The sequence below is a fragment of the Arthrobacter sp. P4_H3 genome (assembly GCF_056400885.1).
This window is the reverse complement of sequence record NZ_JBFUKK010000012.1, coordinates 106,331-125,197: the sequence shown is the minus strand read 5'-3', so window position 1 is coordinate 125,197 and position 18,867 is coordinate 106,331. Positions and strand designations below refer to the sequence as shown.

General features: G+C 64.7%; 24 protein-coding genes and 1 pseudogene. 11 read left to right on the top strand and 14 right to left on the bottom strand.

Annotation, left to right across the window (positions count from 1 at the left end):
• Positions 1 to 28 precede the first annotated feature (28 nt).
• From AC1DRE_RS16795 to AC1DRE_RS16760, 8 genes are all read left to right on the top strand, one after another.
• A complete protein-coding gene (locus tag AC1DRE_RS16795) occupies positions 29 to 1,033 on the top strand; it encodes a tripartite tricarboxylate transporter substrate binding protein (protein ID WP_476985648.1) in 1,005 nt (334 codons plus the stop codon).
• A gap of 33 nt (positions 1,034 to 1,066) precedes the next feature.
• A complete protein-coding gene (locus tag AC1DRE_RS16790) occupies positions 1,067 to 1,696 on the top strand; it encodes an RraA family protein (protein ID WP_476985647.1) in 630 nt (209 codons plus the stop codon).
• A gap of 22 nt (positions 1,697 to 1,718) precedes the next feature.
• Positions 1,719 to 2,498, top strand: coding sequence for an NAD(P)-dependent oxidoreductase (locus AC1DRE_RS16785; RefSeq protein ID WP_476985646.1), 780 nt, complete (start codon positions 1,719 to 1,721; stop codon positions 2,496 to 2,498).
• A gap of 82 nt (positions 2,499 to 2,580) precedes the next feature.
• Positions 2,581 to 3,918: a TRAP transporter large permease subunit gene (locus AC1DRE_RS16780; RefSeq protein WP_476985645.1), complete on the top strand. Its 1,338-nt coding sequence runs from the start codon at positions 2,581 to 2,583 to the stop codon at positions 3,916 to 3,918.
• 12 nt (positions 3,919 to 3,930) lie between these two features.
• Positions 3,931 to 4,185, top strand: coding sequence for a hypothetical protein (locus AC1DRE_RS16775; protein WP_476985644.1), 255 nt, complete (start codon positions 3,931 to 3,933; stop codon positions 4,183 to 4,185).
• Positions 4,182 to 5,171, top strand: coding sequence for a cyclase family protein (locus AC1DRE_RS16770; RefSeq protein ID WP_476985643.1), 990 nt, complete (start codon positions 4,182 to 4,184; stop codon positions 5,169 to 5,171). The genes AC1DRE_RS16775 and AC1DRE_RS16770 overlap by 4 nt, the downstream gene beginning before the upstream one ends.
• 133 nt (positions 5,172 to 5,304) lie before the next feature.
• Positions 5,305 to 5,799, top strand: coding sequence for a DUF1801 domain-containing protein (locus AC1DRE_RS16765; RefSeq protein WP_476985642.1), 495 nt, complete (start codon positions 5,305 to 5,307; stop codon positions 5,797 to 5,799).
• Positions 5,800 to 5,958: 159 nt separating this feature from the next.
• Positions 5,959 to 6,753, top strand: coding sequence for a hypothetical protein (locus AC1DRE_RS16760; RefSeq protein ID WP_476985641.1), 795 nt, complete (start codon positions 5,959 to 5,961; stop codon positions 6,751 to 6,753).
• 24 nt (positions 6,754 to 6,777) lie between these two features.
• Here AC1DRE_RS16760 and AC1DRE_RS16755 read toward each other — a convergent pair.
• From AC1DRE_RS16755 to AC1DRE_RS16740, 4 genes and pseudogenes are all read right to left on the bottom strand, one after another.
• Positions 6,778 to 6,935 (bottom strand): annotated as a pseudogene (locus AC1DRE_RS16755) (site-specific tyrosine recombinase XerD); the annotation flags it as partial.
• A 43-nt stretch (positions 6,936 to 6,978) separates the two neighbouring features.
• Positions 6,979 to 7,572, bottom strand: coding sequence for a dihydrofolate reductase family protein (locus AC1DRE_RS16750; protein ID WP_476985640.1), 594 nt, complete (start codon positions 7,570 to 7,572; stop codon positions 6,979 to 6,981).
• A gap of 289 nt (positions 7,573 to 7,861) precedes the next feature.
• A complete protein-coding gene (locus tag AC1DRE_RS16745) occupies positions 7,862 to 8,203 on the bottom strand; it encodes a DUF1801 domain-containing protein (protein ID WP_476985639.1) in 342 nt (113 codons plus the stop codon).
• 568 nt (positions 8,204 to 8,771) lie between these two features.
• Positions 8,772 to 9,320 carry a TOPRIM nucleotidyl transferase/hydrolase domain-containing protein gene (locus tag AC1DRE_RS16740; protein ID WP_476985638.1) on the bottom strand — a complete coding sequence of 183 codons (549 nt, stop codon included), beginning with the start codon at positions 9,318 to 9,320 and terminating at the stop codon, positions 8,772 to 8,774.
• A 260-nt stretch (positions 9,321 to 9,580) separates the two neighbouring features.
• Here AC1DRE_RS16740 and AC1DRE_RS16735 point away from each other — a divergent pair, with 260 nt between their 5' ends.
• Positions 9,581 to 9,730, top strand: a complete 150-nt coding sequence (locus AC1DRE_RS16735) for a hypothetical protein (protein WP_476985637.1) — start codon at positions 9,581 to 9,583, stop codon at positions 9,728 to 9,730.
• A 76-nt stretch (positions 9,731 to 9,806) separates the two neighbouring features.
• Here AC1DRE_RS16735 and AC1DRE_RS16730 read toward each other — a convergent pair whose 3' ends face one another.
• From AC1DRE_RS16730 to AC1DRE_RS16710, 5 genes are all read right to left on the bottom strand, one after another.
• Positions 9,807 to 10,178: a ribosomal maturation YjgA family protein gene (locus AC1DRE_RS16730; RefSeq protein WP_476985636.1), complete on the bottom strand. Its 372-nt coding sequence runs from the start codon at positions 10,176 to 10,178 to the stop codon at positions 9,807 to 9,809.
• 242 nt (positions 10,179 to 10,420) lie between these two features.
• The gene (locus tag AC1DRE_RS16725; protein ID WP_476985635.1) at positions 10,421 to 11,143 is read right to left on the bottom strand and encodes an NAD-dependent epimerase/dehydratase family protein; all 723 of its coding nucleotides are present in this window, start codon (positions 11,141 to 11,143) and stop codon (positions 10,421 to 10,423) included.
• 132 nt (positions 11,144 to 11,275) lie between these two features.
• A complete protein-coding gene (locus tag AC1DRE_RS16720; RefSeq protein WP_476985634.1) occupies positions 11,276 to 12,526 on the bottom strand; it encodes a hypothetical protein in 1,251 nt (416 codons plus the stop codon).
• Entirely contained in the window at positions 12,516 to 13,286 is a 771-nt protein-coding gene (locus tag AC1DRE_RS16715; RefSeq protein ID WP_476985633.1) for a TIGR03943 family putative permease subunit, read from the bottom strand. Before AC1DRE_RS16715 ends, AC1DRE_RS16720 begins: the two co-directional genes overlap by 11 nt.
• Positions 13,276 to 14,331 carry a permease gene (locus AC1DRE_RS16710; RefSeq protein WP_476985632.1) on the bottom strand — a complete coding sequence of 352 codons (1,056 nt, stop codon included), beginning with the start codon at positions 14,329 to 14,331 and terminating at the stop codon, positions 13,276 to 13,278. The genes AC1DRE_RS16715 and AC1DRE_RS16710 overlap by 11 nt, the downstream gene beginning before the upstream one ends.
• A gap of 709 nt (positions 14,332 to 15,040) precedes the next feature.
• Here AC1DRE_RS16710 and AC1DRE_RS16705 point away from each other — a divergent pair.
• Positions 15,041 to 15,457 (top strand): hypothetical protein, encoded by a 417-nt coding sequence (locus tag AC1DRE_RS16705; protein ID WP_476985631.1) that lies wholly within the window; start codon positions 15,041 to 15,043, stop codon positions 15,455 to 15,457.
• 186 nt (positions 15,458 to 15,643) lie between these two features.
• Here AC1DRE_RS16705 and AC1DRE_RS16700 read toward each other — a convergent pair whose 3' ends face one another.
• From AC1DRE_RS16700 to AC1DRE_RS16680, 5 genes are all read right to left on the bottom strand, one after another.
• Entirely contained in the window at positions 15,644 to 15,955 is a 312-nt protein-coding gene (locus tag AC1DRE_RS16700; protein ID WP_476985630.1) for a thioredoxin family protein, read from the bottom strand.
• A 41-nt stretch (positions 15,956 to 15,996) separates the two neighbouring features.
• The gene (locus AC1DRE_RS16695) at positions 15,997 to 16,335 is read right to left on the bottom strand and encodes a YnfA family protein (protein ID WP_476985629.1); all 339 of its coding nucleotides are present in this window, start codon (positions 16,333 to 16,335) and stop codon (positions 15,997 to 15,999) included.
• An 86-nt stretch (positions 16,336 to 16,421) separates the two neighbouring features.
• Positions 16,422 to 16,907 carry an N-acetyltransferase family protein gene (locus tag AC1DRE_RS16690; RefSeq protein ID WP_476985664.1) on the bottom strand — a complete coding sequence of 162 codons (486 nt, stop codon included), beginning with the start codon at positions 16,905 to 16,907 and terminating at the stop codon, positions 16,422 to 16,424.
• Between the two features lie 35 nt (positions 16,908 to 16,942).
• Positions 16,943 to 17,293 carry an ArsR/SmtB family transcription factor gene (locus tag AC1DRE_RS16685; protein WP_476985628.1) on the bottom strand — a complete coding sequence of 117 codons (351 nt, stop codon included), beginning with the start codon at positions 17,291 to 17,293 and terminating at the stop codon, positions 16,943 to 16,945.
• An 82-nt stretch (positions 17,294 to 17,375) separates the two neighbouring features.
• A complete protein-coding gene (locus AC1DRE_RS16680) occupies positions 17,376 to 18,116 on the bottom strand; it encodes an aquaporin (RefSeq protein WP_476985627.1) in 741 nt (246 codons plus the stop codon).
• 45 nt (positions 18,117 to 18,161) lie between these two features.
• Here AC1DRE_RS16680 and AC1DRE_RS16675 point away from each other — a divergent pair, with 45 nt between their 5' ends.
• Positions 18,162 to 18,836 (top strand): arsenate reductase/protein-tyrosine-phosphatase family protein, encoded by a 675-nt coding sequence (locus AC1DRE_RS16675; RefSeq protein ID WP_476985626.1) that lies wholly within the window; start codon positions 18,162 to 18,164, stop codon positions 18,834 to 18,836.
• Positions 18,837 to 18,867: the final 31 nt, after the last annotated feature.

The window sequence follows — 18,867 nt, the reverse complement described above, 5'->3', positions numbered from 1 at the left end:
CAAGCACCACCTTCAAAGGAGAAGACCCATGATCAAACGTTCACGCATCGCAGCTGCCTTCGCGGCAGCAACCCTGATTGCACTCACCGGCTGCGGCGCCAACGCCGGCACCGCCACCACCTCCGGGGGTGACTTCCCGAAGAAGGGCAAGTCCATCGATCTCGTCGTCGCCTTCTCCTCAGGCGGAGCGGTGGACACCGCCGCGCGGCTCATCCAGCCCATCCTGGAAAAGGAGCTCGGCACCAACGTTGAGGTCATCAACAAGCCAGGTGCCGGCGGGCAGATCGGCTACACCCAACTGACCAGCGCCAAGCCCGACGGCTACACCATCGGCGCGACAGGTTCCCCGTCCGTTGTCGTCTCACCCCTTGATCCCGCCCGCGGTGCCAAGTACACCCGGGACAGCTTCCAACCGCTCGGCCGGCAGGTTATCGACCCCGCCGTCATCGCAGTGCAGCCCGACAGCCCCTACAAAACACTGAAGGACCTCCTCGACGCCGCCAAAGCCAACCCGAAATCCATGACGGCCAGCACCACCGGGCTGCAGACCGGTGAACACTTCGCCCTGGCCCAGATCCAGGAGGCCACCGGGGCCGAATTCGCGCCGGTCCACTTCTCCGAAGGCGCCTCACAGGCCACCACCGCCTTCCTCGGCAAGCACGTGGACGTCCTCGTGGCCAACGTCAGCGATGTAACGGACCTGACCAAGCAGGGCAAAGCACGCGTGCTGGGTGTCATGACCTCCGAGCGGTCCCCGTCGCTGCCGGACGTTCCCACGTTCAAAGAGTCAGGCTACGAAGTTGAGGCCGGCACCGCCCGCGGCTACTCCGCCCCGGCCGGCCTGCCCGAAGCCGTCGCCAAGAAGCTCGAAGCCGCCATCCAGAAGGCCATCGAGGACCCGGCGGTGGTGCAGAAGATGAACGACCTCGGCCTGCAGACCAGCTACCTCTCCGGCGCAGACTACAAGCAGTTCTGGGCCGGACAGGAAGACGACTTCAAGAAGGTCCTCCCGCTGGTCCAGAAGACCGACTGACCCTCCTCGCACACCCCCGACGAAAGACACATCATGACTACTCCAGCCATTGACACCGTCGACGCTGACTTCCCCCGCCCCGACAGGGACGTCGTGGAACGGCTCGCCAAACTGCCCGCCGCCAACATCGGCGACGCCATGGACCGGCTCGGCGTCGCGCACTCCGCGATCCAGGCCACCTGGCCCGGTGCCAAGCTAGCCGGCCCGGCCTTCACCGTCTGGACACGCCCGGGCGACAACCAGGGCATCCACCGTGCACTGGACCACGCCCGCCCCGGAGACGTCATTGTTGTTGCCGGCGGCGGGGATGAGTCCCGCGCCCTCCTCGGGGAACTCATCGGTGAGCGGGCCATCAACCTCGGCATCGCCGGTTTCGCGCTCGACGGCGCAGCCCGCGACGCCGAAGCCCTCGCAGAAATCGGCATGCCGGTCTTCGCCCGGGCAACCACGCCCGCCGGCCCCTACAAGAACGGGCCCTTCCGCCTCGGATCACCAATCTCCTTCGGCGGCATCCCCGTCCTGCCAGGTGACATCATCATCGGCGACTCGGACGGCGTCGTCGTCATTCCCCGCGAACAGGCAGCCGCAGTGGCCGAAGCCGCGGAAGCGGTCTTCGCCGACGAAACCAACCGCCGGGCCGCCATCGTCGCGGCCCGCAACTAAGCAAAGAAGGACTGAGAAGCTCATGACAGCGTGCACCGTCATCGGCCTCGGCGAAGCCGGAGCCACCTACGCCGCGGCCCTCATCGCCGCCGGCCATAAAGTCACCGGGTTTGATCCCGTTGCCCCGTCCACTCCCGCCGGCGCCACCAGGGCAGCAACGGCCGCCGAAGCCTGCGCCGGGGCCGACGTCGTCTTTGTCCTGACGGGTGCGGCAGCCGCGCGAAGCGTCGCAGCGGAGTGCCTGCCGGTCCTGCCGGCAGGCAGTTGTTACGCAGACTTCACCTCGTCGTCCCCGGGGGTCATGCGCGAACTCGGGCAGCTCGCCAGCAAAGCTGACTTCGCCGACGTCGCCATCCTCGGACCCGTCCCCACCCACGGAGCGAAGACCCCCCTGATGGTGAGTGGCCCCGGGTCCCGGGCCGTCGTCGAACTCCTGGCACCGCTCGGGGCAGAGGTCGAAATTGCCGACGGCGAGCCCGGAGCGGCGATGGCCCACAAACTCCTCCGCAGCGTCCTGATGAAGGGCCTCGCCTCCGTGGTCGTCGAAGCCGTCACCGCAGGCAGGGCTGCCGGGCTGGAGGAGTGGATACGGGCCCAGATCGCACGCCAACTGGCCGGCGACGGCCAGGCAGTTATCGACAGATTCCTCACCGGCACCGCCAAGCATGCCCTGCGACGTTCCAGGGAAATGCAGGACACTGCGAGCTACCTGGCGGACCTCGGCGTACCGGCAGAGATGACGCACGCGTCATCCGCCGCCCTCACACGCATGGCCCAGGACACGGCACCGGCCTTGCGCTGACCCGGGGGTCAGGCAGAATCATGGACAGGGATCACTTGAATAATTACGCGACAACAGCCTTAGCACCGTCAGGAGCAGCAGCATGATCGGCATCTGGGCACTCGGCGCCTACCTGACCGTCATCCTGCTCTGGACGACGGTGGTCAAGCGCAGCGTCGGGGAAGCCATGATCCTTGGATTCCTGGTGGTGCTCCCGTTCACCGGTGCCGCTGCGGCCCAGATCGGATGGACGGCACTGTACTCGGCCATCACCGACGAGATCGTCTACGCAACCATGGCCTTCGTCTTCATGGGATACCTGTTGGACAAAGGCGGTGTCTTGGACCGGCTTATCGACCTGCTCAACTCCCTGATTGGAGGGGTCAAAGGCGGTCCCGCGTGGGTCTCAACGGTGGCGTCCGCCGGCCTGGGCGGGGTAGTCCACAACCAGGCCGCCATCGCCGCGACCGTCGGATCCGTGACCATCCCCTGGATGGAAAAGTCCCGGCTCGACAAACCCTCGGCCGCGACGCTCGTCGCCGGCAACGCGGGAATGGGCATCACCTTCCCCTTCAGCGCCTCGATGTTCGTCCTCGTCGGATCCGCCACCGTCGGGCCGCTGTTGGACATCAACGCGCTCCTCCTGCCCCTTCTCTTCGGTGGGCTCTGGTGCTTCCTGCACCGGCTGATCGTCACTTGGCTGTTGATCCGTAAGAGCGGGATGACTCCCTTGGATGCCGCTCACCGGCTGCCGGTCCGGGCGGCGTTCGGCCGCGGCTGGGCCACGATGCTGCTGTTCGTTGTCGTGGCCATCCCGCTGATCATCACCTCCGGCATGATCGCTACAGCCCTCTCGGACTGGACCGGGGGAGACATCACCAAATCCGTCAGTGTCATCGTCTGGATCCCGGTGGTCCTCATTATCACCGGCGCGCTGCTGGGCAGGAAGAAGCTTCCGAACAGCGGCCGGGCCTGGTGGACGATGCTGCAGAACTCGGCCCCGCGATTCGGCATCGTTGGCGTCACGGTGGTCTTCGCCTTCGCCGGCGCGAACGCCCTCGCCGCCACCGGTCTGCCCAAACAGATGACCGCCCTGCTGAACGGGATGAACCTGCCCTTGTGGCTTCTCGCGATCCTGATCGGGCTGATCATCATCGCGGTCGCCGCACCCCTGTCCGCGACGGCGACCATGGCCGCCGTCGGAACCGTCGGCGTCGCCACACTCGTCGCCGCCGGCGTTCCGGCAACAACGGCAGCCGTGGCCGTGCTGGTGTTCTCCTCCTGTGAAGCCGCCGTCCCGCCCGGGGGCGCACCCCTGTATGTCGCCTGCGGCATCGCCGACGTGGACCCGATCAAGACCTTCGCCCGGCTCCTCACGCACTACGCCCTGCCGCTGCTTGGCATCGGCGTCCTGATCACCCTCGGCATCCTGCCGATCTAAGGAACCAAAGACATGCACAAGATCCGAAGAGCCATCGAAGTCCTCTTCGTCCTGACCCTGGCAGCCCTCCTTCTGGGCGGCGTTGTATTCGTCTCGGGGCAGGCCATTGCCCTGATTCTTGGGCAGGGAAGCTGGTTGGCGTTCTTCAATGACGTTGTCAAAATTCCTATATGTATCGCAGCCTCCGTCTGCGCGGTCACCGGTTTCCTCCTTAGTTACAAGCGCCACCAGAAACAAGGACAGCCGCAGGAGGCGAGGACGCGATGACATCCCGATCCGGGCAGGGAGCCTACCCGACCTTCGCCGCGCTGCTCGAAAGGGATGGCGACCTGGCCGGGACATCCTGGGGATTGTTTCCCGAACCGGAGCGTGGAACCCCGTCCTTCATCGGCCCAGGCGCAGTCCTGGCTGCCAGGAGCTGTATCAGGACCGGGGAGGTCTTTGGACTGGACTATCCGGCCGATGCCTTCGACCCCGGAATGTCCCTCAAACGCGGCGCGCCACGGCACACCATCTACTCCTCGCATCCGGCACACCGCGACGATTACCTGGACGGCTACTACCTCCAGGGATCCACGCAGATCGACGGCCTCAGGCACCGCCGGGCCGACGACGTCGGCTTCTACAACGGCACCCCGGATGAACGTATCAGGGAAGGCACTCCGGAGCTCGGCATCCAGGAATGGTCAGACCATCCCATCGCCGGCAGGGGAGTGCTTGTGGACCTCGACGGTTACCGCACCGGCCAAGGCAGCCCCATCGACCACGCCGGCGGCGAAGCCCTCAGCCTCGACCTGATCAAAGCGGCGATCGAGGCACAGTCCGTCAGGCTCCGGTCCGGCGACATCCTTATGCTCCACACCGGATGGTGCGAATGGTTCCTGGCCCTGGCCGCGGAAGAAAAACAGCAGATCCGTGATAGCCGTAAGGCATCAGGCGTCGCGCAGTCCCAGGAGTTCGTCGCCTGGGCCTGGGACGCCCAGTTTGCCGTCGTCGCCGCCGATAACTTCGCCCTCGAATGCCTGCCAGCCCAACCATCCAGCCCATACCTCCATTCCGCCCCGAATGACCACGGCATGATGCACCAGCAACTCCTCGCCAAACTTGGCATGCCCCTGGGCGAACTGTGGCGGCTCGGACCCCTCAGCAGGCACATGAATAGGACCGGTAGCTGGGACGCATTTATCAGCGTCAAACCGCTGAACATCACCGGAGGGACGGGGTCACCGGCGAACGCCACCGCGCTGACCTGAATGTGGCCGTCCTTCTTCAGACCTGGTCACCCGTTGCATCGGTTTCCGACTGATCCAAGGTTTCGTGGGTGGTCATCTGGATCGGAGATGCGCTCTAGCACCTTCCCGCGATGCGTGAGGAATAATGCTCCTTATGACCAGCAGGGAGACCGGTAAGAGGGAAACCGAAGCGCCGGCCATGCGCACAGCGGCAGATGTCGACGTCGCCATCGCGCTGCCGGAAGCCATGACCGGGAGGGCAAGCCCCGCCAAAGCTGCGGTCGGCGACAAGCCGGTCTCCGCATATATCGCCAGCCTGCCGCAGCCGCAGCGCGTCATTGCCGAAGCGGTCGATGCGCTGGCGGCAAAGACGCTGCCCAACCTGCGGCGCTCCGTGAAGTGGGGCATGTCGTACTACGGCGTGGGCGACGGGTGGTGTTTCAGCTGCGGCGGTTTTGCCGGCCACGTCAAGCTCATGTTCATCAATGGCGCGGCGCTCGAGCCTGTACCGCCGGTGGCACCGGTGGGGATGGGCAAGTCGACGCGGGGTGTGGAGCTCGAATCCATGGACGACATCGACGAACGCCAGATCGCAGCGTGGATGAAACAAGTCGCGTCCGTGCCGGGCGTTGGGATCAAAAATCGCTGAACCGAGGCTTGCTGCCGAGGCAAACGGCCACCCGGAAACGCACGATACGTCAGGCGAAAGGTTTTTGCGGGCGAAGACCACTGTCTGTTTCGCTGCGCCGTAACTAACCGCGCGGACGGACGACGGCGGGCCCGCCTCCCGCATTGCTACAGTGAGCCCATGAGCATGGCCAGAGGGGAACAAAACCTGCCGGACGCCAACGCAGGGGCCGTGCCGGACGGCCCCGACGGTGTCGGTCCGGCTGGTGTTGGGCCCGCCAATAGGACGGTCCGGAATTCTGTTTCCCGGCCCTCTGCCGCACCGACTGTTCCGCTGTCTCAGCGGCTGCCCGCCTGGCTGGTCCGGAATCCGCTGCATGCAGGCTGGACGTGGACAGGCTTCTGGGCGTTGCTGATCATTGTTGACGAGTTCGTGGACCTGGCCGGCTGGACCTGGTACGTGCTTGTGGGGATGGCTGCCCTGCCCACACTGGCCTGCACTGTGGCTGTGCTCCATGCCACCCCGCGCCGGTACCTCAAGCCACAGAAGGAGTCGGTGCTCGCGCACTTCTTTGTCCGGTTCCTCGCGCTGACGGCTGCGTTTTTGGTGTGGGGCCTCTCCGTGGTGGCCAGCGCCTCGATTTCGACAACGGTCCAGGCACTGGCCGGGAATTCGGAACGTGCGGTGACGTCGTTGGGTTTCAACCTGCTCCTGGCGGCGGTCCCCCTGGTTGTCTCGGTGTTGTGGATGGCGCTTATTGTGCGCTGTGCATGGTTCCTGCGCCGACTCCGCGGCTGGCGCCAGAACCCGCAAGATTCGCGGCTGCCCAAGAGATTCCTGCGGCATTCGCCCGAACTCCGGCGCGTTGTGGTGGGCCTCGCCCACCCCGGCCTGCTTCTTGTGGCCGGGCTTGGCACGTCGGTTCTGGCACTCTTCCTCGGCGCCGTGGAACTCACACTCAACGTGATTGCCTGAGGACCGGCCGGCTGGAAAGAGACCTTAACCCCGGGCGCGGGGCTGCGCGGCGGCATGGATTCGCGGGAGCGTACCGGCCGTCACCCGTGCGCTGGTCACAGGGGCCTGGACCAGGAGTTCCTGGACTACCCGGACGTCGGCGTCGCCTTCAAGGAGGTGTGTGCGGCTAGCGAATGCCGCAGGACCGGGATTTTGAAGCCCTCGTGTCCGGTCGCGGCCGGAAAGCTACTCGCGGCGTCTATGCGGGCCGACGCCCTCAGGGATGCCCTTGTGCACGTGTGGGATGTACACGAGCTTCTGGGTGCGACCGTCGAGCACAGTCGATTCCACGAGCTCGAGGTCAAATTCTGGACCGTCGTGGAACAACGATGCATAGCCTGCCCGTCCTGTAATGGCCGGAAAGACCATGACCTCCAGTCGGTCGACGAGTCCGGCCGCGAGAAGGGCGCGATTCAACGAGATGCTGCCGTGCGACCGCAAGGGGACATCCGTCTCACGTTTCAGCCGCTCAACCGCTGTCACCGCGTCCTGGTTGACCAGTGTCGAGTTCTGCCAGCCGAGTGGCTCCTCGAGCGTGCTCGAGAACACGATCTTCGGCAACGTGTTCAGGCTGTCATAGTAGGGCTCGTCATACTCGACCACGTACGTTCTGAATTCTCTGAATGTCGTGGCGCCGAATACGAGCACCTGATCCTGCGCGAAGGTCCTCGCCCGGTCCGCGCGGAGCTCAGGGCCCTCCTTTCCCCAATAGCCGGGCCAGCCTCTCGCTGACCCGTTGCCGTCGAGACTGCAGAAAAAGTCGACCGTGAAGGAAGCCATCTCTCCACAGTAACCAAACTCGTGGCACTCCGGGAGTGCTTGCCTTGTGTGGCCTGCGTGAGCCACCCTGTGTGTTCACTGCACCTGAAGGCGTCGTCGCAGCATTGGGTAGGGCGCGCTATTCGCCGAGGGGCGCGCGGCGCATGGCGCGCCGACTCCTCCGGGCGGCTCTTCGGAAGTTGCCACCACCTGGTGAGAACTCTGCTGGCCCGCTCGATTCCGTGCTTCTTAAGCCGGCACCGGCTCGTCCTGAAGACGGCCGGCCCGCACTTTGTGGCAGGGGTCCGTGTCAGGCAACCGCTTTCTCGACGAGGACGCGAATCTTGGCCTCCGTCGCAGCATCCAGCGAGGTGATGGTCCACGCGACCGGGTGCATGTGGGCGCCCTCTTCGCGTGCGGGGTTCACGACTTCGCCAAAGCCGAACGCGATGAAGTCCTTATCGGGTTTGATGTAGCAGATGTCCTTGCCGTCCTTCACATAGAACGGGAGGCCCCAACGTACGATCGGCTCTAACGAGGGCGCGCTCTCCCGGATGATGCTATGCAGGCGTTCTCCAATCTCCCGGTACTGTGCGGGGGCTTCACTGAGTTTGGCGAGAACAGCCGCATCACCCTTCTTCGTGAACATCATGTTCGAGACTCCTTTAGGTTGTCGTCAGGCAATTGCTGTAGCCGGCCTCGTGCACCCGTGGACCACCGAGGGCGTCTGGCCGGCGACGGTGGCAAGCCTACGTCGCAGGGGCAGAGATAGTCGAGGCATACGAGGCAGTCCGCGATCCGGCTGGGCTCTTCGTGGTCGACGACGACGCGCTCACAACCGGCCACGCACGCACCGGCATCCTGAGCCCGGGTCACCAAGCCCATCTGCAAACAGACCACGATTCGAGAGAATGACGGCCGGAGCCGCCGTGTTCTTCCGGCAGATTCTTTTCGGCCTTTTGATCACCACCGCAGAGGCAGCGACCGGCGGCCGCGGAAAACACGCGTAGGGAGCAGTGCTGAAAGGGCGCCGCGCGGACATGCGCAGTCGTTTCACGTTCACCTGGTGAACGAGTTGAGGCATCGGCGGCATGCGCCGCGTCATTTGGCCCGATCGCAATGATCCCGGGGCTGCGGCGCGGTACTTCCAGAGGACGACGGCGGCGCGTCGGCCAGCGGGGTTCCGCTGCCCTGTCATTCGACCATTTTGGACAGTAGGATCACCGTGAGAATGACGCAACGAGGCGGGCGAGTGGCGGCGGCGCATGCCCGGCCGGCAATGCGTCGACTAGCAGCGGAGCGTATCGGACCTTGTTACCGCTGCGTCCTCCGAAGAACCGGCGCAACTGCGCCGTTATTGGCCGCTGTCGCAGTGACGGCTGGCGTTGGAGGAGCCGGAACGACGCGAGTTCGTGTTGAGCCGCAATGACATTGAGCACGGCATCGATCCCAAGGCAGCGGATGAGTTCGTCCTCTAGATCGTCGTGACAGACGTGGAACCCAAGCTCGGCTAGCGAACCGGAACCGATACCTGCCCGGCCGAGTGCGCGGGCGATGCCAGGAGATTCCCCTGCATCACACAGGCCGAACAACCGGTGGCCTGCGCCATTCGGGCCGTAGCGGTCGAGGAAGTGGACGATACTTGTCGCGCCTCCCATCGGTACGACCGACACACGCAAGGCTGCCAGGTCATGGCCAAGGCGGATGGCCAGCGTCTCGACCGCCAGCCGGTCACTCTCGCCCTCGACCAACACCGTCGTCGCCTGCATGGAACTAGTATGCCGGACGCCCGGCTGTGGCGGATCCCGTTCCTTCGAGCGGTGAGGATCGCAGTCTCACAAACGACTAATATCGGAAAACGTGCAGATACACCTTTACCCGAATCAGGACGGCTCTTGAGGCGAGCCATCAAACATGGGCTGACTCAAGATGTTCCAGTTGTTGCGTGGGCGCACCTCCGTACACAGTGAACACGCAGTATCCCTGACTACCGTGAGAGAAAACCGCCATTACTGGAAGGATGGCCACTGTGGGAACCGAATACGTCCTGACCGAGGACGACCAGCCAGCGGCTGACGCCAGCCTGGTCGAAGACATTGTTGAGCTGCAGTTGCTCACAGCCGGCGAAAAGACCGGGCCCGTGGGCGTTCACCGGACGTCCGACGCCGGAAATCACTGACAACGGCGACCGGCGCCTTCACGTCCGCCCCATTTCCGATCCTCGTTCTCCTCCCGGGGGCAGGAACGTACGGCACCTAGTGATGGCGAGCGCTATTCACCACCGTGCCCGTGGTCCAATCCACCGCGTAAGCGACGGCAGCACCACCGGCGTAGGCCAACAAATCCGCGGTGCCGAAGGTGGTTCCGAGGACCAGCCGAAAGGGTGGCCAGGATTCTCCAAGTTCGGCAGGAACACCGGTGAGCTGGAACAGTTCGATCATGACACAGACCGTAAAGGCTGCGGCTGCAATCAGTGCCTTGGACTTCGACGGAATCAGGATGGCCACGAGAATGTAGACCAGCACCGCGTACAGGCCATCACCTGCAGGGCCGGTCCACGCCGCATCGCTGAGCGTGCGAACGCTCAACCCGAGCACAACGCTCATTAGCCCGGCGATGAACAGCAAGGCCCGTCTGATTCTTGAACGCCCCCGTTCGGGAGAATAGCTCACTGCCCCAAGCCTCCACTGTCGAAGCCGCCCATTTTCCTCCCGGATGCGGACCAACGAGAATTTCCGCACTCAGCCTAGCCGAGCGCTCTGTCGTGGTAGACGAGCCCCCGATGACGGTGAGCCCGCCAGGGCGGCGGCGCAGTCCTTAACACCACGAAGCGCTTTCTCAGTTACGTAGGACGTTCCGCTTGAAACCTCTACCGGGTAGCTATCTGCGGCAGAACCCACCGGACCTCTTCGGCTATGAGGCTGATGCCGCTTCCTACCGGTGCATATCCGAGCTCACGGGCGGCCGCCGAATCTAGCGTCATTGGCGTCTGCCATGGGTGGCGCCCTCGGTCGCAGCCGCTGACGACGCGCGCGTTTCGCGCCCATCGTCCGTGAACCTTCGACGGCCTTATCACGGTGACCGGGAGGCCAGAGTCGAGGGCGGCCAGCTCGGCGGCAACCTTGCAAGCGGCGTACCCCTCCCGGGTGAACGGGTCTGTGTGGTCCGATGCAGGAGGCAGGGTGGGTCCGTCTTCGCGAAGCGGCCCCGCGAACTGTGGCGGATCGTCCCCGTTGATGTGCCTCCCGGAACCGTCGACGTAGACGGCTCGGCTCGATACCAAGACCAGGCTTTCCACCGATGCCATCGCCGGTAGGAGTGCCCGCACGTCCGCGGCCGTGTAGGCAACTAGGTCGACGAGTAGATCCGCGCCGTTCCCCACGAGCCGTTCCACACCGCGGGTGTCGCTGCGCTCTAGCTGATGGAAGCGCACACCGATCTCTGACAATTCACTCGGCATCCGGGATGGATCGCGGCCGGTCACGTCCACATCCCAGCCGGCCCGGGAAAGCAGCATCGCTGTCGCACCGCCTATGGCACCAGTGCCACCTAACAGAACTGCACGCACTCGAACCTCCGCATCGTCGCCCAACTTTCGCACTCTACGGGAACCATAGCGGCCGGACAGGGCTGAACGCGGGCTGGCCAGTGAGCTTGACCCAAACGGCCCAGTAACGACCAGTCCATGGGATTGCACAGCGAGGCAGGTCCAAGTTCTCCGCAACTATCTGCACCAGCTGGGGAGGAAACCCGGAAGGCTGCGGGCGTGTCTGCCCGTGTCCAGCTCGATGATCTCGGTCCGCATGGGTGAATGGGCAGGCAGGACGGGGTACCGGTCAGCGGCGCCTTCGGGCGCTGTTGCTTCGACTGCTATGAACTTTCCGTCCGGTGAGGGGCAGTAGCTATCGATGCGTGACCAGGCGGGATCCGGTTGGTAGAGCGTCTCTGATCCCGTCGCATCTGTCACCATGAGCACGGATGTGACCTTACCTGCGGTGTTTTCGCTGGTGCTCTGGGCGTACCGGCCGCCTTCGTTGAGGAGAACCGTGGCACCGGGCCATGACCTGTCGTTGCGGATGACCGTCTTGAGGTCGAGCGGGCGGACGGTCCCGTTGGTGAGATCGATCGTAGAGTTCTTCACGGTCTTGTTTGTGGGGTCGGACGATGCGTCGACGACGTAAATCTCCCTGGTTCCGGGAATGAAGCCGTGGAACTCGGCGTGCAGGCCCAGCGGTGCGGGGGTTGCGGCAGCGAGGGCGTCGGCGAGGAACATGGTTCCGGATTCGTTCTGCACTACCAGTGAGAAGGTGTTCGGGACGAAGGCCCAGTTGAGGACGGAAACGGGCCTTCCATCGAGACCCCGAATTTCTCGTGGAGGCGTTGAGGGATCCTCGGTGTCGTAGACGAACAAGGTCTTCCAGTGCTCCTGTTTCGGCGGGGTGCTGGAGAATGCGAAGCCGACGAATCTCTTGGAAGCTGCGCGCAGGAGTTCGACTTTTCCGGCCCCCGGAAGCGGCACCTGGGCCTCTGGTCCGCCGGACAGGGGGATGATCTCAAGGGAGCTGGTGTCGTCGTCATTGATCGTGACGGCGGCTATGGCGGTGGGGAGCGAGGCGTATTCCTGGATCCGGGGGGCGGTAAGGATGACGGTGCCGTCGCCCGAGTCGGCGATGTTGGTTCCCCGTATGGTGTCGGGCTTCTTCTTTCCGGCGTCGTCGTCGGTGACGTCGCGTTCGAGCGTATAGAGCTCGAAGCCGGAGGTGCCGGCTGTCCCTTCCAGCGCCGACACCGCGTTCGGGCGTGGTTCGGTGGCGATGTTCGCAGCCGTGAGGGCCGCACAGAGCACCAGCAGGAGCACGATAGTGCCGCGGAGCCGTACGGCATATGAGAGCCCCCGCCGGCGTCGGGCAGGCGCCGGGATGAGATTGGTTGGCCGGGGTCTTTTGCGTTGGGCCGCGGAGCGCTTAGTAGACATACGGAGAATCCGGCTCCGGAACACTGGCGATGGAGTCAGGGACCATCACCAAAACCTCATCGCTCATCCGGCTCGGGTTGGTTTGGAAGCCGCCGGAGACGGTTACCCAGCTGTCGGTGTCGAACCGGTCCTGCCAGCCCGGGGAGTAAATGGGCAGGCCGATTGGCTGGGCGTCCACGGCGCAGCATGTCACGACGAAGCGGGCGGCGAAGAACACGTTCTCCGGGTCGCTCTTGTCCGGTGTCACGAATCCGGTGACTGTTGCCGTCTTGCCGGTCAGGTATTCCACGCCAACCCCCTGTCGCAGCAGCGAGATCCAGTCCTTCATGGTGAACGTTGTGTAGTCAGCGCCCACGAGTTCTACCGCTTCGTCCCTTGTAAGCGTCGATGCCGAGCCGTTGAGGTCGCGCTGGGTGACCGTCGCGGTGCTGAGTGTGGACGGGGGCAGGATCAGAAGTCCCGCGACGGCAGCGGCGCAGATCAATGTGCTTCCTGTGGCCCCCAGTCGTCTCCACCGGCGGTTGCCGGCGTCGGCATGCCCGTGCTCGTCGGGATGCGCGGCGGCGGCGCCGGGAACCACGACGAATGCGGCCAGCGCCAGAACCCCGGCGATCAAGGCCATGATGATGGTGAACACGAAGTATCGCGGGTGGATGTAAAGAGCGAGCTGCCCTGTGAAGCCCAGCCAGAGTGTGGCAACCACACCGATGATGCTCAGCAGCACGCCGAGCCAGCGGTCAAGAAGGCGCCTATAGAACATAGTTGACCGCCAATCCCAGGGCGGCGGAGCTCAGTGCGACCACCACGGTGAGCTGCAGGAGTGTCTTCGCTGTGAATGTGGTGCGAAGGAGGGCGAGCATCTTCACGTCGATCATCGGCCCGAATACCAGGAAGGCCACGATGGAGCCCGGCATGAACGTTGCGCCGAAGGACAGGATGAAGAACGCGTCCACGTTGGAGCACACCGCCACGACAAAGGCCAGGACCATCAACGCTGCGACCGACCAGACCGGGCTGGTCCCCACCGAGACCAGGACGTCCCGCGGAACCCCGACCTGTATCAAGCCCGCGATGCCGGCTCCGATGAACAGGGCAGGCATCATGGCGCCGGTCTCCCGGACAAACAGTTGCACGCTGCGTCCCGCTTTCCCCGTGGCCTGCCCGGCGTGGTCCTCCAGGGAACACTCCTCCTGGAACCGGGACGTCAACAGGACCTCGGGGCGAGGATGGCGGCTGTAGATCCATCCGATCAGATTGGCGATGAGGAAGCCGCCGGCAATCCGGGAAATGAGGATGCCGTTGTCCCAGCCGAATGCCTGTTGGGTGGTGATGATCGTGATCGGATTCAGGATCGGCGCTGCAAACAGAAACGTCATGGATTCGGACACGGTCAGCCCGCGGACGATCAGCCCGCGGGCCAGGGGAACGTTCCCGCATTCGCACACCGGAAGCAGCATACCCAGCAGGGAAAGTATTGGCCGCCTAAGCGCCGGACTCGCAGGCAGCCGACGGAGCATGAACCCGTCCGGCAGCCAGATCTGCACTCCGATAGAGAGCACAATGCCGAGGAAAACGAAGGGGAGGGATTCGATCACCACGCTGATCGACAGCGAGACAAAATCGCGGGCAGCATCCGCCAGCCAGGCGCTTCCCTCATCCGCCGGAGCGAGGATTCGGAGCGCCAGCAGGGCCGCGAAGACTGCCAATCCGATGAGCAGCCCCGCAGTAGGCCGGCGTCGGGTTCCAGGGAGCGCATGCGTGGGGGCATCATGGCGGGCCTCGACGTGTTTGTCTGTGGCTGGCACCGGCACGGGCACTCCCTACTGGGCCGCATCCGCCTGTCCCTGTCGCCGGCGCGGCCGCCAGGGACAGCCAGCCGGCACGCGGTGACCGACAGACACAGCGAAGCTACGTTTCACAAAGCACCGTCAAGAGTGTGACGGCGGCCCATATCGAGCCAATGGCCCCAGTCTAGGCAGAGGACCCCGAAGGCTCATGAGTGGCCGCTACCTGAGTTCTCACCCGTAACTACTCGCATCAACGGCCTCATGCGCATCGGTGCCATCAATCTAGTATTGGCAAGCTCTTCAGCCAGCCATTCCCACCCCTGACGGACCCTGACGGACCCTGACGGGACGAAAGAAGGCCGTCTCATGCAGCCTTGCGGGTAGAGGAAGGCGAAATCGCGGAGGCCGTCTGAGCTTCCCAGGCTCTTGCGAGGTAATCGTTGACACGGGCGAAGCGCGGGCGTTCGTTGATCTCACAGGGTCACACCGCGAGGAGGCAACCGTCGATGCAGGTGGTTAGCAAGCCTAAACGAGTGTCCGTGATGGTCGGCGGTGCCTTGATGGTTGTCGGATGCCTCGGCATATGGCATCGAAAACCTCTACCGCCCGGAGGAGATACCAATGGAGGTCGCATGAGGCCCGGCGCGCCCCGTCGCAGGTAAGAGGCGTGGGCTCCAAGCCGTAGCGTTTTCTTCATTAGCATGTGCGGTGAGGGAAAGAAGGCATGATGACCGAGACATCCGCAGGGCCCCATCCGTCGACGGGTGACACCGTCCTGTCGCTCGGTCTGCATCCGAGCGCCGCCGACCTTAGCCGCTACCCGGAAATCACCCAAGAGATACTGGCGACCCGGATCGCGGCAGGTGAGGCGGCCCTGCGCGAGGCGGGGTTCGACATCGTGCCATGCCAAGTCCCAGCCGACCTGGATGAGGCCGAAAAGAGGGTCCGTGAGTGCATTGCCGAGCGACCGGTCCAGGTCGTGATGATCGGCGCGGGCCTGCGGATGGCCGCGGAGCACACCTTGCTGTTCGAGCGCGTCCTCAACCTGCTCAACGAGCTCGTCCCCGGCATCGTGTTCTGCTTCAACACGTCACCGGAGACCACCATTGACGCATTGCGCCGATGGGCGCGCCTCAGCTACTGAAACGGCAGAAATCCTCCTCACTTGGCAGTTGGTCGGGGGTCAACTGCGAGGGCCGGGTCTAGTCCCGGGCCGCAGTGCGACCCACAGGCCACATCTCCGGCAAATATAGGCTGGTTCGGCGGCGGGGGGCAATGAAGCTTTTCGCGCTTCATTGTCCGCCTACAACAGGAACACGGGCAGTCTGTATCAGAGGCCATGCTTTGTCAGCGCTTCCATTACCTGATCGACGGTGGGAACGCCGGCCAGACCACTGGGAGTGGCGTAAATCCGGCATGCCAGATCAGTGGTCGGGACTCCGGCGGGGAAGATGTCGGCCCCGTCTGCTGTGATCGTAGGCGAACCGGCAAAACCGGTCCCGGCGGTATCCGCTGCGGTCTTGATGCGCCGCAAGTGGACGGGGACATCTTGGCGCCCCAAGGCGGCCAAGGCAGCCTGTACCTGCTGGAGTGCCTTTTCTGTGTTGGGGCAGTCGTCGATGTGGAGAAGTTCTATTCTCATTTGGTCCTTGTCGGGGTCGTCGGCCGGCTGGAAGCGTACTCTTATGCCGCGGTGCGCGGTGCGAACATGATCACGGCCACCCCGAGGAGGCAGATCACGGAGCCGGTGATGTCCCAACGGTCGGGCCGGAACCCGTCGAAGATCATGCCCCAGGCCAGGGACCCGGCCACGAACACGCCGCCGTAGGCGGCGAGGATTCTGCCGAAGTGTGCGTCCGGTTGCAGCGTCGCGGCGAAGCCATAGATCCCCAGGGCGAGGATTCCGAGTCCGGCCCACCACCATTCCTTGCCCTCCCTGACCGACTGCCAGACGAGCCAGGCCCCACCAATTTCAGCCGCTGCGGCGAGGGCGAACAACAGGACGGTTTTTGCGATGGTCACGGATTTATCTTGGCAGACCCGGCCAAGTCATTCTTTGGTGGCCCTACGCGTCCTTTCATTTAGGGGGGGCGAGGGCCCGCGCCCGGTCAGATGGCGGGGGAGCGTCGTTCGATCAGAATGGTGTCGCGCCACTGCCCCGTTAGGGGCCCGTGGGTCATCCTGGCGATGCGGTGCCTGCGCCCGACGACGACATAGCCGTTGGCGAGGTGGAGGTTGAGGCTGGCTTCGTTTTCGGGGAAGACGCTGGCCTGGATGGTCCAGATCCCGTCACCCTCGGTGGATTCTGCCAAGGCCGTCAGCAGCGCTGCGCCCACGCCGAGCCCGCGCGCTTCGGCCGCGACGTAGACGGAGTGCTCGACCACACCTGAGTAGACAGGGCGGACAGAGACGGGGGAGACGGCGGCCCAGCCAAGGATCGTGCCTTCCACGGTTTCGGCGACGAGCCGGTGGCGGGGCAGCCTCGAGGTGTTGAACCGTTCCCAGTCGGGCGCCTCCGCCTCGAAGGTGGCGTGGCCGGTGGCGATTCCTTCACGGTAGATCTGCTGGACGACCGGCCAGTCGTCGCCGCGCATGGCACGGATCGTGATCGTGGACCGTTCCGGCGCGGTCACAGGGTGGCCAAGAGCCCGGCCGTCTGTTCGAGGGCGCCGGGGACCAAGGAGTAATAGGCCCAGGTGCCACGCTTTTCGCGGTGCAGCAGCCCGGCCTCGACCAGGATCTTCAGGTGGTGGGAGACGGTGGGCTGGCCCAGGTCCAGCGGACCGGTCAGGTCGCACACGCAGGATTCGCCGGAGGCGTCGGCCTTGACGATGGAGAGCAGCCGCAGCCGGTTCGGGTCGGCCAGCGCCTTGAAGACCAGGGCTTTCTGCTTTGCCTCCTCGGCGCCCAGGGCAGGTGGCCCTGCCGGGGCGCAGCAGGCGTCATCCGTGGCCGGGTCGAGTACGGGCAGCAAGTTCATGTACCCATTATGCCCCAATATTGATAATCATCAATATATAAGCCGGAAGAGCTCGAACGGCCGGACGACGTGTCGCCGAAGGCTATGAGCTGGTCGTTTCGGAGCTGTGGGGGAGGACGACGTCGTCCGCCGCGCGGTCCGCGGTGGGGAACAGGATCAGGAGGAGCCCGAGTCCTACTCCGGCACCCACCAGCTGCGCCAGGACGAAGCCGGGGACGGACGACGGGGCGATGCCGGCGAAGGTGTCGCTGAAGATGCGGCCGACTGTCACGGCCGGATTTGCGAACGAGGTTGAGGATGTAAACCAGTACGCAGCACCGATGTAGGCGCCCACGGCGGGAGCTGCGAGGGCGCCCCGATTGGTGGCGGCCAGGGCAAAGATCAGCAGGATGAGCCCGGCGGTCGCTACTACCTCGCCCAGCAGGTGCCCCGTCGTTGCCCGGCCCTTGACCGAGATGGAGGTGCCCACCTCAAACATGGCGTTCGCCACGACGCTGCCGCTGATGGCACCCACGATCTGCGCAACGGCGTAGGTGCCGAGTTCCGGCAGGGTCAGTCCGGTACCGCGGCGCCGGCCCAATACGAAGTCCACCAGCGAGACCACTGGGTTGAAGTGGGCGCCGCTGACGGGACCGAACACGAGGATCAGGACTGTCAGGCCCAATACGGTGGCGGTGCTGTTCTGCAGCAGCTGCAGGCCGACGTCGTTCGGGGAGAACTGCTGGGCAGCGATCCCGGAACCGACAACGATCATCACCAGCAAACTGGTGCCGAGCACTTCGGCGACGGCACGGCGCCACAGCGGCGGTTGTTGAGAAGTCATGCCAACAGCTTGACTCAAGATATTTACTCAGTCAAAATTGAACCAATGAATACTGACCCAGTTGAAGTCTTTCGGGCGCGGGTCGCCAAGCATGCGGCCCTCGCGGATCCCGCGCGGCTGCGGATCGTTGACCTGCTGACTCTGGGAGACCTTTCCCCCACGGAGCTGCAGGCCGAACTCGGGATGCCGTCAAACTTGCTGTCCCACCACCTGCGCACGCTCGAAGGCGCGGGACTGGCGACCCGCCACCGGTCGGAGGCGGACAGGCGCCGCAGCTACATCCGGCTCGCCGCCGGGGCGTTGGAGGGGCTGGCTCCCGGCCGCGAACACGGAGCCCGCCGCGTCCTCTTCGTCTGCACCCGGAACAGCGCCCGGTCCCAGCTGGCCGTCGCACTCTGGAACCAGGCCAGCGGAATCCCCTCAACCTCCGCGGGCACGCACCCCGCGGACCGCATCGCCCCGGGCGCCATTGATGTCGCCCGCCGTCACGGCGTCGCTCTGGCGGACGTTCCCCCGCGCCGGCTGGATCTGGTGGCCAACGCTGAAGACTTCGTTGTGACCGTGTGCGATAACGCCCACGAGGAAATCCCCGACCTGGGCGGGATCCACTGGTCCGTTCCGGATCCGCTCCGGCTGAACACCGAGGACGCCTTCGAGGGCGCCTTCACTGACATCGCACGCCGCATCAGCGGCCTCGCACCCCGCCTGCACGCCGCGTAAAACCCGACATCCCACAAATATTGACAAGTGT